This window comes from Nonomuraea sp. NPDC051298 (assembly GCF_055586305.1).
The window spans coordinates 59,304-72,710 of sequence record NZ_JBVJIM010000024.1 but is presented as its reverse complement, the minus strand read 5'-3'; the positions used below and the strand labels follow the sequence as shown (position 1 = coordinate 72,710).

11 protein-coding genes are annotated in these 13,407 nt (G+C 71.6%); 4 read left to right on the top strand and 7 right to left on the bottom strand.

Annotation, left to right across the window (positions count from 1 at the left end; genetic code table 11):
* Positions 1-205 precede the first annotated feature (205 nt).
* Together ACZ6S0_RS42405 and ACZ6S0_RS42400 are read left to right on the top strand one after the other, a co-directional pair.
* The gene (locus ACZ6S0_RS42405; protein WP_465924994.1) at positions 206-886 is read left to right on the top strand and encodes a SigE family RNA polymerase sigma factor; all 681 of its coding nucleotides are present in this window, start codon (positions 206-208) and stop codon (positions 884-886) included.
* Positions 807-1,970, top strand: a complete 1,164-nt coding sequence (locus ACZ6S0_RS42400) for a TolB-like translocation protein (protein ID WP_465924993.1) — start codon at positions 807-809, stop codon at positions 1,968-1,970. Before ACZ6S0_RS42405 ends, ACZ6S0_RS42400 begins: the two co-directional genes overlap by 80 nt.
* A gap of 259 nt (positions 1,971-2,229) precedes the next feature.
* Here ACZ6S0_RS42400 and ACZ6S0_RS42395 read toward each other — a convergent pair whose 3' ends face one another.
* Entirely contained in the window at positions 2,230-3,108 is an 879-nt protein-coding gene (locus ACZ6S0_RS42395; protein WP_465924992.1) for a LysR substrate-binding domain-containing protein, read from the bottom strand.
* A gap of 134 nt (positions 3,109-3,242) precedes the next feature.
* Here ACZ6S0_RS42395 and ACZ6S0_RS42390 point away from each other — a divergent pair, with 134 nt between their 5' ends.
* Entirely contained in the window at positions 3,243-4,643 is a 1,401-nt protein-coding gene (locus ACZ6S0_RS42390) for an LVIVD repeat-containing protein (RefSeq protein WP_465924991.1), read from the top strand.
* Between the two features lie 136 nt (positions 4,644-4,779).
* Complete coding sequence (locus tag ACZ6S0_RS42385) at positions 4,780-6,219, top strand: beta-propeller fold lactonase family protein (RefSeq protein ID WP_465924990.1); 1,440 nt, start codon at positions 4,780-4,782, stop codon at positions 6,217-6,219.
* Positions 6,220-6,234: 15 nt separating this feature from the next.
* Here the strand turns inward: ACZ6S0_RS42385 and ACZ6S0_RS42380 are convergent, their stop codons facing one another.
* The 6 genes from ACZ6S0_RS42380 to ACZ6S0_RS42355 form a co-directional block, all read right to left on the bottom strand.
* The gene (locus ACZ6S0_RS42380; RefSeq protein ID WP_465924989.1) at positions 6,235-7,485 is read right to left on the bottom strand and encodes a Gfo/Idh/MocA family protein; all 1,251 of its coding nucleotides are present in this window, start codon (positions 7,483-7,485) and stop codon (positions 6,235-6,237) included.
* Positions 7,486-7,498: 13 nt separating this feature from the next.
* A complete protein-coding gene (locus ACZ6S0_RS42375; protein WP_465924988.1) occupies positions 7,499-8,479 on the bottom strand; it encodes an ABC transporter permease in 981 nt (326 codons plus the stop codon).
* On the bottom strand, positions 8,476-9,462 hold the full coding sequence (locus ACZ6S0_RS42370) for an ABC transporter permease (RefSeq protein ID WP_465924987.1): 987 nt from the start codon (positions 9,460-9,462) through the stop codon (positions 8,476-8,478). Before ACZ6S0_RS42370 ends, ACZ6S0_RS42375 begins: the two co-directional genes overlap by 4 nt.
* Positions 9,459-10,991 (bottom strand): sugar ABC transporter ATP-binding protein, encoded by a 1,533-nt coding sequence (locus tag ACZ6S0_RS42365; protein WP_465924986.1) that lies wholly within the window; start codon positions 10,989-10,991, stop codon positions 9,459-9,461. Before ACZ6S0_RS42365 ends, ACZ6S0_RS42370 begins: the two co-directional genes overlap by 4 nt.
* Positions 10,988-12,025 carry a substrate-binding domain-containing protein gene (locus ACZ6S0_RS42360; protein WP_465924985.1) on the bottom strand — a complete coding sequence of 346 codons (1,038 nt, stop codon included), beginning with the start codon at positions 12,023-12,025 and terminating at the stop codon, positions 10,988-10,990. Before ACZ6S0_RS42360 ends, ACZ6S0_RS42365 begins: the two co-directional genes overlap by 4 nt.
* 151 nt (positions 12,026-12,176) lie before the next feature.
* Complete coding sequence (locus tag ACZ6S0_RS42355) at positions 12,177-13,385, bottom strand: ROK family transcriptional regulator (RefSeq protein ID WP_465924984.1); 1,209 nt, start codon at positions 13,383-13,385, stop codon at positions 12,177-12,179.
* Positions 13,386-13,407 lie beyond the last annotated feature (22 nt).

Genomic DNA, 13,407 nt, shown 5'->3' with positions numbered 1-13,407 from the left:
GGGCTGTCAGCCGTCGGCCCGCGATGCGGGTTCCAGTGGTCCTGGCGGGCGGAATGTTCAACGGATTGCCTAGGCAGCCGAGATCGGGGCCCTGTCCAGGGGGGCGAGAGCGTGATCGGGCAGCAGTGTCCGGTCGCTGGCGGCGAGCCCGCCCTGGTCTGTGTCCGGCGGTCTACTGGTCGCGTGCAACAGGCAGGCACACTTATTGATCCTTGGGTTCGTGGAAGATTTCGACGAGTTCATCCAGGCGCGGGGGGACGCGCTCCTCCGCTACGGCTACGTGCTTGCCGGCAACTCCGAGGACGCGGCGGATCTCGTGCAGGAGGCGCTGGCACGGCTGGGTGATGCCTGGTTCCGGGTGCGTAAGAAGGACGACCCCGAGGGGTACGTGCGCACGATCATGGTCAGGCTGCACGTCAAATCGTGGCGTCGTCGTCACCGTGAGGACTTGGTCGCCGCGGTCCCCGAGCGTGGCGGGCTCGACCAGTACAGCGACGCCGCTCTGTGGGCCGCGCTTCAGGAACTCCCCCGCAGACAGCGAGCCGTCATCGTTCTTCGCTACTACGAGGACCTGCCGGACCAGGAGATCGCCGAGATCCTCGGCGTCTCCCGGGGGACCGTACGCAGCCAGGCCGCTCGCGCCTTGGACAAGCTATCAAGCATGCTTTTCAGGAGGCACGATGAGAGACGAACAGGATCTGATCCAGACCCTGCGCGCAGCCGCCGATCAGGTGAGTCGCCGCGATCTCGTCGAGGGCGTGGCCAGACGGCGGCGCGCCAGGCGTACCAGGCGGCGGGTGCAGGTTGTGCTCGCGGCGGCGGCAGTGGTGGCGGTCGCGGGTGGCGTGACGGCGGTCCTGTCGGGCGAGGACCGGAAGGAGCCTGAGCCCGCCGTGGTGGTCAGCCCTTCGCCGTCCGTCTCCGAGGCGTTCGTGCCCGAGTCGAAGTCGGCCGCCGAGTTGTGGCCGCAAGCGATGATCAAGGTCCCGTTGAAGAACTCTGAAGGTTGGAAGGTGAAACCGGTGACCGGCCTGAGCGCCACCGAGGTGCTGCTGGTCGCGGAATCCCGGTTCGAGAAAGCCGGGCGGCTCGAGGTGTTCGACTCGGCCTCCGGGAGGACCCGCGTGCTCGGCTCCCTCCCCAGTCCTCAGAAGAAGTACTACCCTCAACTGTTCGCGGTGGGTTCCGAATACATCGCCTGGTTCGGCGAGACGCCCCAGGACTCCGACGACTGGGCGGATTTCTGGATCATGCCCAGACAGGGCGGCACGGCCCGGCGCGTCGGCGAGGTCGACGCCGACGTCGAGAAGATCGCCGTCACCGACGGCTTCGTCGTGTGGTCGGTGAAGGAAGGCGGTATCTACCGCATGCCGCTGAGCGGTGGCGCCCCCGAGCGGCGACCCGGCACCGACGGGCTTCACCTGACTGCCTGGCCGTGGGCCGCGGGCCGGGCCGGCGAGCGTCCGGACGCGAACCAGAACCGTCTCGTCAACCTGGAGACCGGCCAGTCATTCGAGGTCACCCTGCCCGAAGGTGTGCAGACGATGCAGTGTCATGCGCAGTGGTGCGTCGGCGCCCTGGACGGGCACGTGGTCGTGCAGCGCGTCGACGGGTCCGAGCGCAAGAGCCTGCCTCAGGGGCTGCGCCTGAACCACGTCCGCTCGCTGCTGGGTGACCGATACGCGGTGTTCAAGGTGTATGAGCCGGATCGGAACAAGAGCGGGGTGCCGATCGCCGTGGTGTACGACCTGGCGACCGGCCTGTCTGCCGGACTCGGCAGCCGGTCAGTCGGCACGCTGTCCGGCAGCATGACGGTGGGCGCGTCCTCCTCCTCGCCGTCCACCACCGTCTACTGGGACGCCGACCAGGAGTCTTACGAAGAGTGCGGCCAAAGCACCGGCTGCGTCGTCAAGACGCGTGGTGGCGGTAAGGAGTACACCGTGGTGAACCTGATGGCCGTTGCCCGATGACCACCACGACCGCCGCCACCACGCCTGAGATGCGCCAGAGCCGTCCTGACCGCCCACCGCGGCCAGCGGCCAGCGGCCAGGACGCCATGGAGCGAAATCTTTCAGAACGGCGGGGTCAGGCCGCGCCGGTCGACCGGGGTGAACAGGGCGGATCACTCCGGCTCGGCAAGAACGTCCTGAAGCATCAGGGCATTCACCATGACGGGCGCGGCCTGCAAGATCCTCAGACACAGGGCCGTCCGGCAGGAATCAGGGGGGTTTACGCCCGGTGTGACGCGGGCGGCTGGAGGAGGAGATCGAGGAAGAGGCGGGCGGAGGGCCCGAGGGCGTCGCGGGCCCAGACGACCGAGGTGGTGATGCCGAAACGCCCGCCCTCGATGGGCCGGTACGCCACCCCCGGAAAGCCCGAGTGCTGTACGGCCTCGGGCAGCACCGAGGCGCCCAGCCCCGCCGCCACCAAGGCGATGATCGTCTGCTTGGGCGACGCCTCGCGGACGATGTTCGGGTGCGCCCCGTGCTGGTGGCAGATCGCCAGCAGGCTGTCGTGACCGATCGGGTTCAGCTCCCTGGGCGGCTGGATCAGCGGCTGCGCGCACGCCTGCGCCAGCGACACGTCCTGCGCCCCGGCCAGCGGATGCCCCTCGGGTACGGCGAGCACGAAAGGCTCGTGGTGCACCGCCTCCGCCGCCAGTTCCGGGCGCTCGACCGGAGGGTGAACGAAGCCGAGGTCGAGGACTCCGCGCGCCACCAGGTCGAGTTGCTCGTGGATGCGCCGCTCGGTGACCGTGATCTCCACGTCGGGATATCGCTCGGTGAACCGGCGCACCACCGGCGGCACCAGCGCGTACAGGGCCGAGTCGATCACCCCGATGGACAGCCGGCCGAGGTCGCCCCTGGCGGCCCTGCGCGCCAGGTCGGTGGCCCGGCGCGCCTGGCGCAGCGTGGCGCGCGCCTCCTCCAGGAACACCTTGCCCGCCGCCGTGAGCTGGACGCTGCGTTTCGTACGGCGGAGCAGCTCGACCCCGACCTCCTCTTCCAGCCGCTGGATCTGCGTGCTCAGCGGCGGCTGCGACATGTGCAGCCGGGTGGCGGCCCGCCCGAAGTGAAGCTCCTCAGCGACCGCCACGAAGTACTCCATACGCCGCAGGTCAGACACACTAATATCCGATCCGTATTTTTCGGGGCGAAAACAAATATTGGACAGGCATTTCGCTGATCGTCAAGCCTGGACACACCACTCGCTGAGATCGCTGAGGTCACTGAGGAGAGCCTGTGTCCGAGCAGAACATTTCCCGCCGCGCCGCATTGCGCGGCACGGTGACGGCGGCGGGCGCGGCCGGTCTGGCCGCCGCGCTGGGCAGCGGCCCCGCGCACGCGGAAAGCCGCGACACCTCCGGGGACGTGCCGGTCAGCCCGCCCAGGGGCGCGTACGCGCGCAATGTCGAGGTGATCGGCTACTGCGACCTCGACGAGCGCCCCGGCTTCAAGATGGCGATCCGGCAGAAGGCCGGCCGCTGGTACCTCTACATGGGCCACTTCTGGGACCCCGGCTGGAGCGTCGTCGACGTGACGGACCCGGCCAGGGCCCGCGTGCTGAAGTTCCTTCCCACGCCCGAGCCGCGTACCAACACGCTCGGCAACCAGGTCACGCTGGGCGGCGACATCCTGGTCACCGCGGTGGAGAAGGTCTTCCCGGTGGAGGCCGCGCCCGACCCGGACGGGCCGTTCCACGACGGTGTGCTCATCTGGGACGTCTCCGACCCCGCCGACCCGCGCAGGATCACCCACTGGAGGACCGACGGCGGCACGGGCACCCACCGCAACCTGTACGACGGCGGCCGCTACGCCCACCTCGCCGCCAACATGAAGGGCTTCACCGGCAACATCTACGTGATCCTGGACATGGCCGACCCCGCCCGCCCGGTGGAGGCCGGCCGCTGGTGGGTCCCCGGCCAGGAGAAGGGCGGCCAGACGCCGGAGCCCTCGCACCTGCACGGGTTCTGCTGCGGGTCCGGCGCGCATGTCTCGCTGCACGGCCCGCCGTACCCGGCCGGGAACCACGTCTACCTGCCGTACGGCGCGGCGGGCCTGATCGTGCTGGACATCTCCGACGTGGCCCGTCCCCGGCAGGTCGGCCACCTGCCGTTCAGCCCGCCGTTCCACGCGCAGTTCGGCGTGCACGGGTTCCTGCCGATCCCCGAGCGCGGCATCGGTTTCGCCAACTCCGAGGACATCTCCTACGGCAAGGGCCCGGCGCACCACGCCTCGATCGTGGACATCAAGGACCCGGCGAACCCGTTCCTGCTGTCGTTGCTGCCGGCGCCCGTGCCGCCGAAAGAGGCGCCGTACCAGGACTTCGCCGGCAGGGGAGGCTGGTGCGGGCCGCACAACTTCAACCACCACCAGTACCACCCGGACGTGGAGAAGCAGGCGAACCTGTTCTACCTGGCCCACTTCAACGCGGGACTGCGGGTCTACGACGTGTCGAACCCGCGGCTGCCGCGCGAGATCGGCTACTTCATCCCGCCGGAGCCGCGCAAGCGGTACGGGCCGCTGCCCGCCGGCGACCTGGTCGTGCAGACCGAGGACGTGGTCGTGGACCGGCGCGGCCACATCTACATCACCGACAAGAACCAGGGGCTCTGGATCCTCCGCTACGTGGGCCCGCGCTGACCTGTCGTGACGCGCGCCGTGGGTGACGTCGCCGGCCGGGGCGCTTGCGCGGGGCGGGCACGAGTCCCGATCGCTGGTGATCCAGGCTGCGCTGGATTCCGATGAGAGGTTGTGTCCCCTCTGTCGGGAGCCTGTCATGCTGTTACGAACACGTACCTTCGCCGCGGTCCTCTGCCTGGGCCTCGCGCTGCTGTCTCCCGCGGCCGAGGCGGCCGACGCCCCGAGCGGTCGCACGCTCTACGTGACCCACGCGCTCACCCATGACATCGCCACGTTCAGGCTGGGCCGCGACGGCCGGCCGGAGCGCGTCGGCGAGCTGGTCGGGACCGGCGACGGCACAGGGCCCGCGAGCATCCTCTTCGCCCCGGACGGCCGTACGGCCTACGTGGCGAACCGGGCGGTCCAGGAGGTCGCCGCCTACCGGGTCGGCCCCGGCGGTGAGCTGACACCGCTGGCGGCCGAACCGACCGGTGCCGGCAGCGGGCCGTTCAGCCTCGCGATCGCGCCCGACGGCAGGCTGCTGTTCGCCGCGAACCTCATGTCCGGCACGGTCACGGCCTTCACGGTCGACGCTGACGGGACGTTGAAGCGCGTGGGCGACCCGGTTCGGACCGGTTTCGCCCTTCCGCGGGGCTTGGGGGTGAGCCCCGACGGCCGTTTCCTCTACGCAGGGCACGGCATGCCCGCCCGGCCAGGACCCGATGTCATCGTCCGCTTCGCCATCAAGGCGGACGGCACGCTTCACCGGGTGGGCCGCCCGGTCCCGACCAGCCCCTCGGCGGCCGGGATGGTGTTCACGCCTGACGGGCGGTTCCTGTATGCCGCCACCCAGTTCGAGGCCAAGGTCGACGGCTTCCGCGTCGGCGAGGACGGGGACCTGACGCCGGTTCCCGGCAGCCCGTTCGACGCGTTGACGAACGCGGAAGGCGCCGCGATCGCGCCGGACGGACGACACCTGTTCATCGCCAGTCCCGGCGACCAGGACAACCCCGGACAGGACCCCGGAGGGGTGTCCGTGTACGCGATCAACGGCGACGGCTCCCTCACCGAGGCCGCCGGCTCGCCGTTGCTCGCCGGGCAGGGACCTGTCGGCATCGACACCACCCCGGACGGACGCCGCCTGCTCGTGGCGGGCAACCCCGGCCCCGGCCAGTTGTCCGCGTTCGCCGTCGGGTCCGACGGCCGGCTCGATCCGATCACGAACCCGCCGCTCCTCACCGGCGGCACGGCTCCGCGGTTCCACTCGCTCGCCGTTCTTCCCAACCAGGGCCCGGTCGCCGCCCTCACCGTCGAGGCCCGGCCCGCCGGTCAGGCCACCCGCTTCGACGCCTCGGCCGCCACCGACCCCGACGGCCGGGTCGCAGGCTACGACTGGGACTTCGGCGACGGCACGATCCTGCGCGACGGCGGCCCCGTATCGGCCCACACCTACCGGCGGCCGGGGAGGTTCACCGCGACCGTCACCGTCACCGACGACGAGAACTGCTCGTCGAGCCGGGTGTTCACCGGAACCACGGTGCGCTGCAACGGCTCCGCCCGGGCTCGGGCGGCCCAGACCGTCGTCGTCCGCCCTTGAGCCCGACCGTCCGGGTCACGCCGGGCGCCACGTCCCCTGGGCCACCCGCGGTACGAACGTGTCCAGGCCGGCCACGGGGAAGCGCACCGTCTCACCCGTCTCGGCCGACAGGTACGCGGCCATCATCAGCTCGCTGACCTCGACCCCGTGCTTCAGGCTCTCTCGCGGCTGCCGGCGGGCGAGGAAGTCCGCGGCCACCGCGCGGTTCTCCGTCGTGTACCCGTAGGTCAGCGACTCATCGGACACGATCGGCAGCAGACCCTGCTCCGCGCCCTGTTTCTCGACCAGGTCCTCGCCCTCGGGGGAGCGGATCTCACGGCTGAGAAAGAGCTGCGCCTCGGTGTTCAGCGTGCTCGCGCTCATGGAGTACTCCGGTCCCAGCAGCTCGAACGTCAGCCGCAGCCCGGGCCCGACATAGCTCCACGACGTGGTCGCCTCGACGACCGCCTCCTCGCCGTCGCCGTTGCGGAACGAGATGGTCGCGTGGGCGTAGTCTTCGGACGGCCGCCGTGCGTAGTCGACGGCGTCGCCGTACCGCTCGGCCAGTTGCGCGGCGTGCCGCTTGCGCGACCACTTCAGCGAGGCGATCTGCGCGCTCACCGACAGCGGGGTGAGCCAGTCCGACTGGTCCGCGCCGGGCGGCGTCAGCAGGTACCGGCCGGCCTCGATCGAGTGGCACATCATGTCGCTGAGCACGCCGCCGCCCTGCCGCGTCCCGTCCCAGAACCAGGCGGCGTGCGGTCCGCTGTGCTCCTCGGCGCACCGGGCGAGGTACGGCGTGCCGGCCAGCGCGGCGCCCCTGGCCCACAGCAGTTCGTGACCCCGGGTGACGGCGGGCGCGTACACCTGGTTCTCCAGGTAGGCGTGCAGCAGCCCGGCGCCCTCGACCAGCTCGAGCACGCGGCGGGCCTCGGCGAGGTTTCTGCCGAGCGGCTTCTCGACGGCGACGCCGACCAGGGACGCGCGCCCGGAGGTGACCTCTTCGGCGATGGTCTCGATGACGGCCGTCCTGGCGTGGTTCGGCGCCACCACCCAGACGGCGTCGACGCGCGGGTCGCGGACCAGCTCGCGCAGGTCGGTGTAGGCACGCGCGTCGCCGACCCGCAGCTCGCGGCAGCGGTCGGCCAGCGCCTGGGCGCTCTCGCCCCGCGGACTCTGTACGGCGACGACGTCGGCGTCGCGGACGCCGGTCCACGAGGTGACGTGGAAGTTCGCCATGAATCCGGCGCCGACGATGCCGACTCCGAGCCGTTCGCTGTTCTCCATGGTGGAAGGACCCCTAACTCTGAAGGCGTCGCTGCCGCCCGTAGAGCGACAGCAGGACGAGCAGGACGGCGCCGTTGACGATGGTGCGTCCGGCGCCGCCGATGTCCAGCGTGGTGAGCAGACTCTGCAGAACGGTCAGCACGATCGCGCCGACCGCGGTGCCGGCGTAGCCGCCGATGCCGCCCGCCAGCAGCGTCCCGCCGATCACGACGGCCGCCACCGACGGCAGCATGTACTGGTCGGCGAGGTCGAGGAAGACCGACTCGGTGTACCCGAGCAACAGGATGCCGGCCAGCCCGGCGAACGTCGCGGACAGCACGTACGCGAGGATCAGCGTACGGTTCACCCGGACACCGGACAGCTCCGCGGCCGTCCGGTTGGCCCCGACGGCGAACAGGTTCCAGCCGAACGTGGTACGGCGCAGCAGCCAGACGGCGAGCAGCCCGAGCAGCAGCCACAGGAACAGCAGACCGGGCAGGTCGGCGATCACCCGCCCGTTGACCAGCGACGTGAGCGCGGGCGCGGCCCGGCCGCTGGCCTGCCCGCCGGTGTAGGCGAGGATCAGCCCCTGCACCACGCCGATCATACCCAGCGTCATGACGAACGGCGGGATCCGCAGCAGCGTGACGCCCAGCCCGTTGACCAGCCCGATCGCCGCGGCGACCAGCAGGGCCAGGAGCACGGCGGGCACGATCTCGCCGTCGTCGCCGGCCATCATCCGCGACCCGATGATGGCCGCGAACGTGGCCACCTTGCCGACGGACAGATCGACGCCACCGCCGCCGGCGATGATCACAATGGTCTGGCCGATCGCGATGACCCCGAGGAACGCCGCCACCCGCATGAGGTTGACCAACTGGCCGTACCCGGCGAACCCGGGCGAGACGATCTCACCGGCGATCACCAGGACGACGGCGACCGCGCCGGCCAGCGCCACCGGCCCCGGCCGCCAGGCGAGGACCCGCCGGGGCGCCTCCACGGTCGGTGCGCTCATGCCGCCGGCCTCCTCTTCTGCAACGCCGGGATACCGGCCAGGGCCAATGCGAGAATGATCACGACGCCGTTGACGAGCTGCCGGTACGTCGTCGGCACGTCGGCGAAGAACACGATGTTCGTGACCAGCGCGAGGACCATGGCGCCGAGGATCGACCCGCCCGCACCGCCGCGCCCGCCCGCCAGCGCCGTCCCGCCGATCACCACCGCCGCCACCGACGCGAGCGTCAACTCGTTCCCGACGAACGGGTCGCCGGAGCCGGTGTTGGCCAGGATCGCCAGCGCCGAGAACGCCGCGAACACCCCGCCGAGCACGTACGCCCAGACGCGCGTCCTGACGACCGGCACCAGCGAGGCGTACGCGGCGTCGGCGTCGCCGCCGACGGCGTAGATGTGGCGCAGCACGCGGTGGCGGCGCAGCACCCACCAGAGCACCGCGAGCACGAGGATCGCCAGCAGCGCGGTCGGCACCCCGAGTACGGCGGCGCGGTACGCCGTCGTGACCTCGATCGGCACCGACCCGCCGGGGGTCGGCAGCACCACCAGCGCCAGCCCGGAGAACACGAAGCTGGTCGCGAACGTCGCGACGATCGGCTGCAGCCGCAACAACGCGACCACGAGCCCGTTCAGAGCACCGCAGGCCAGCCCGACGCCCAGCGCGGCGGCCACGGCCAGCGGGAGGAGGTCCAGTCGCTCGTCGACGACCTGGACGGCGACCACGCTGGCCAGCGTGACCTGTGCGCCGAGCGAGAGGTCGAGGCCGCCGCTGAGCACCACGATCGTCTGCCCGACGGCGATCGCCACCAGCGGCACGAACGTCGCGAAGTTCGAGGTGAGCGCGTAACCGCTCCAGAAGTTCGGCTGCAGCGCCGTGTTGACGACGACGGCCACCACCAGCATCGCCACCGTCGCGGCGCCGGACAACTGGGCGCCGGGCAGCCGGATCTCGCGCGGCCAGGCCCTGTTCCTGGGCGGGGCGTTCACAGCGACTCTCCCGGAGCGAGCCGCAGCGCGCTGGACACCAGCCGGCTCTCGGTGATCGCCTCCGCGCTCAGCTCCTCGGCGACGGCGCCCTCGAACAGCACCAGCACGCGGTCGCTCAGCTCGGTCAGCTCGCGGTTGTCGCTGGAGTTGAGGATGACGACGGCGCCGTCGTCGGCCAGGCCGCGCACGATGGCGTAGATCTCCTCCTTGGCGGCGACGTCGACGCCCTTGGTGGGGTCGTCGAGCAGGACGACCCGCGGCCGGTCGAGCAGCCACTTGCCGATGACGACCTTCTGCTGGTTGCCGCCGGACAGCGTGGACACCGGGTCGGCCAGGGAGCCGATCTTGATGTGCAGCCGCTCGACCATCGACCGGGCGGCGTGTCGTTCGGCCGTGGCGCTGAGCGCGAGCTTCGCGCGGGCCCGGCGGTGCAGGCTCGCCAGCGAGAGGTTCTCCTGGATCGGCCGGGGCGCGAACATGCCCTGCCGCCCGCGGTCGCCGGGCACCAGGGCGACGCCGGCGCGGGCGGCCCTGGCCGGTGAGCCCAGCGGCAGCGGCCGGCCGTCCAGCAGCGCCTGCCCCGCGGTGATCCGCGCGGCGCCGAACAGCGCGAGCAGCAGCTCGGACTGTCCCTGCCCCTGCAGCCCGCCGAGCCCGAGCACCTCACCGGCGCGGACGGTGAAGCCCACGTCACGCAGCCGGTCGGTGGTGAGCCCGCGTACCTCGAGAGCCGCCGCCGACGGCGTACGGTCTGGGACGGGCCGCGCTCTCGCGGGCCGGGGCGCCTGGTGCGGCGCGTCGCCGACCATGAGCCGGACCAGTTCGTCCTCGTCGGTGGCCGCCAGCTCGACGGTGCCGACGGTGCGGCCGTTGCGGAGCACCGTGGCGCGGTCGCAGAGCGCGAACACCTCGTCCAGCCGGTGCGACGTGAACACCACCAGGACCCCGGCCGCGCGCAGCTCGCGGACCACCTCGAACAGCACCTCGACCTGCTCCTTGTGCAGGGACGCGGTGGCCTCGTCAAGCACGAGGATCCGGGGCTCGCGGGCCAGCGCCTTCGCGACCTCGACGATCTGCTGCTCGCCGGGACCGAGGGAGCCGGCCGGCCGGTCCAGCGGCAGCCGGCCGGAGAACGCGGCGGTGAACCGTTCCAGCGCGCCCGCGGCGCGGTCGCGGGCGGCGCGGTGGTCGAGGAACCCCAACCGGCGAGCCGGCTCCAGCCCGAGCACCACGTTCTGCGTCACCGTCAGATCGCCGACGATGCTCAGTTGCTGGTAGACGGCGGCGACGCCGAGCGCGTGCGCGTCGCGTGGCCCCCGGATGCGCGCCCGGCCGCCGTCGATCCGGATCTCGGCGGAGTCCGGGACGACGGTGCCGGCCAGCGTCTTGTCCAGGGTGCTCTTGCCGGAGCCGTTCGGGCCGAGCAGGGCGTGCACCTCACCGCGCGCCGCGGTGAGGCTCGCCCCGTCGAGCGCCTGGACGCCCCCGTACCGCTTGCGGACGCCGGTCATCTCCAGCAGCGTGTTCACGCGAAGAATTCCGCGGCCTCGGCGCGGGTGAGCGAGCCGTCCAGGCAGTACGCGTCGCCCTGGGCGCTGACCTCGCCCCAGTACTTGTCGAAGGTCGACGTGTCGACGGTGTAGGGGATCGGGACGGTGACGGTGTTGCCGTTGATCTTGCCGGCGGCGAACTTCTTGCCCTCGAGGACGTTGACGGCCACGTGCAACGCGGAGACGGCGCCGCCGGGCGGGTTCACGACGCCGATGCTCTCGAAGTCGTCGCCCCGGGCCTTGTCCCACAGGCGCATGAAGCCGACCCTGGCCTCGCCCGAGACCTTGATCTGGTCCAGGCGGCCGGCCGCCTGGACGGCGCGGAACACGCCCTCGGCCATGCCGTCCTGCGCCCAGACGCCGTCCACGTCGGGGTAGGTGGCCAGCAGGTTCGTCATCACCTGCTGCCCGGTGGCCTGGTCCCAGTTGCCGTCGGCGACGGTGAGCACCTTGACGCCGGCCTTGGCGAAGACGTCCTTGGCGGCGTTCCAGCGCATTTCGTTGGCCGGGTGGCCGGCGACGCCGTTGACGACGACGATCTCGCCGCCCTTGCCCACCTGCCCGGCCAGCCACTCGGCGGAGGTGCGGGCCCACTCGGCCTGGTCGATGACGACGTTCGTGACGTCCTTGGAGGTGACCGCCTGATCGACGGCGAACACCTCGATGCCCTGCTGGGACGCCTCGCGGAACACGGCGTCCAGGGCGGTCTCGGAGTTCGGGTTGACGATGATCGCGTCGGCGCCGCGGTTGATGAGGTTGCGGATCTGCTGGATCTGGCCGTTGACGTCGGTGTCGGCGCTCTCGACGACGAGTTCGTCGACGACGCCTTCCTTCTTGTACTCGGCGAACGCCGTCTCCAGGCCCTTGACCATCTGGGTACGCCACTCGCTGCCGACGAAGCCGTTGCTCAGCCCGATGGTGTAGGGCCGGTCGGCGGCCGCGCCGCCGCCGCTGCCGTCGCCCGAGCTGCATGCCGCCAGGAGCATGGCCACGGCACCGGCCGCGGCGCTCACGCGCCACCCTCGACTCGGTCTCGGCATCAGAACCACACCCTTTCTCGGCGACTTTTCATCCAGTGCGAGCGATAAGTGGCCTAATGGTGCCCCACAGGCAGGGGTGCCGTCTACCGTTCGCGGTGATGTTTCCCGCAGGAAAGGGCTCGTGTCAGCGGGTGGCCTGGACGTAGGCGAAGTCGCTCACCAGGCGCGCGGCCAGCTCGGCGGCCCCGACGATCACGGCGTCGTCGCCCAGCGCGGACGCGGCCAGCCGGGGCACGTGCGGGATCCGGCCGACGAGCCGGTCACGCAGGCCGGGCGTGATGAGATCGGCCGCCTCGCTCATCTCGCCGCCGGCGATGACCAGCTCCGGGTCCAGCACCGTGCACAGGTTGGCGACGGCCAGCGCGACGTAGTCGAGCGTCTCCTCGAGCAGCGCCCGCGCCTCCACGCTGCCGCTCCTGACCAGGTCGAACACGTCGGCGGCGGTGAGCGGCCGATCCGCGGGCCCGGCGATGCCGCGCTCGCGGGCCCGCCTGGCCAGCCCGACCGACCCGACCCGGCTCTCCAGGTCGCCGAAGCCGGGGAACAGCCGGGTCAGCGACGACCGGTCGATCAGCATGTAACCGATCTCGCCGGCCGCCGCACGTGAGCCGCGGTGCAGCCGGCCGCCGGTGACGATGCCGACGCCGATGCCGGTGCCCAGCACGACGGCGACCAGGTCCTGGACGCCCTGGCCCGCGCCGCGGTGGTGCTCGCCGACGGCCAGCACGTTGGCGTCGTTCTCGACCACGACGGGGAGTCCGGTGCGGTCGTGCAGCAGCGAGCCGACCGGCACCTCACGCCAGTCGAGCGCGGGCGCCCAGGTCACGCGCCCGTCGGCGCCGTCGACGACGCCGGGGACGGCGACCCCCACCGCCTGGCTGGGCTGGCCCCGCTCGGCGGCGACCGCACCCAGCTCGGTGACGACGGACAGCGCCTCCTCCAGGCGGATGGTCGCGCGGTCGGCGGCGTGCAGCACGTCGGGGACCACCGGGTGCCCGACCCGGTGGACGATGGCCCCGTCGAAGTCGACCAGCGCGCCCTCGGTGCGGGTGCCGCCCACGTGGACCACCGACACGAGATGGGCCCGCCCGCTGTAGCGCAGCAGGATCGACGGCCGTCCGCCGGTGGACGGCTGGTGCCCGTCGGCGACGACCAGACCCTTGCGCAGCAACTGCCCGGCCAGGCGGTTCACGGTGGCGGCGCTGAGACCGGTACGGGCGCCGATCTCCTGCCGTGAGAGCGGCCCGTTCTGCCGCAGCACGTCGAGGATCGCGGTCTGGTTCACCCGCGAGACGGTGCCGGCGTTGGCCGTCGAGGAGATCGGACCCGACATGGCTGCTCCCTCTGGAGTTTTT

What these genes read in the sequence shown, in the direction of transcription:
- ACZ6S0_RS42385 (WP_465924990.1), top strand. Translation starts at nt 4,780, where the DNA reads ATGCTGTTACGAACACGTACCTTCGCCGCGGTCCTCTGCCTGGGCCTC.
- ACZ6S0_RS42375 (WP_465924988.1), bottom strand. Translation starts at nt 8,479, where the DNA reads ATGAGCGCACCGACCGTGGAGGCGCCCCGGCGGGTCCTCGCCTGGCGG.
- ACZ6S0_RS42395 (WP_465924992.1), bottom strand. Translation starts at nt 3,108, where the DNA reads ATGGAGTACTTCGTGGCGGTCGCTGAGGAGCTTCACTTCGGGCGGGCC.
- ACZ6S0_RS42380 (WP_465924989.1), bottom strand. Translation starts at nt 7,485, where the DNA reads ATGGAGAACAGCGAACGGCTCGGAGTCGGCATCGTCGGCGCCGGATTC.
- ACZ6S0_RS42355 (WP_465924984.1), bottom strand. Translation starts at nt 13,385, where the DNA reads ATGTCGGGTCCGATCTCCTCGACGGCCAACGCCGGCACCGTCTCGCGG.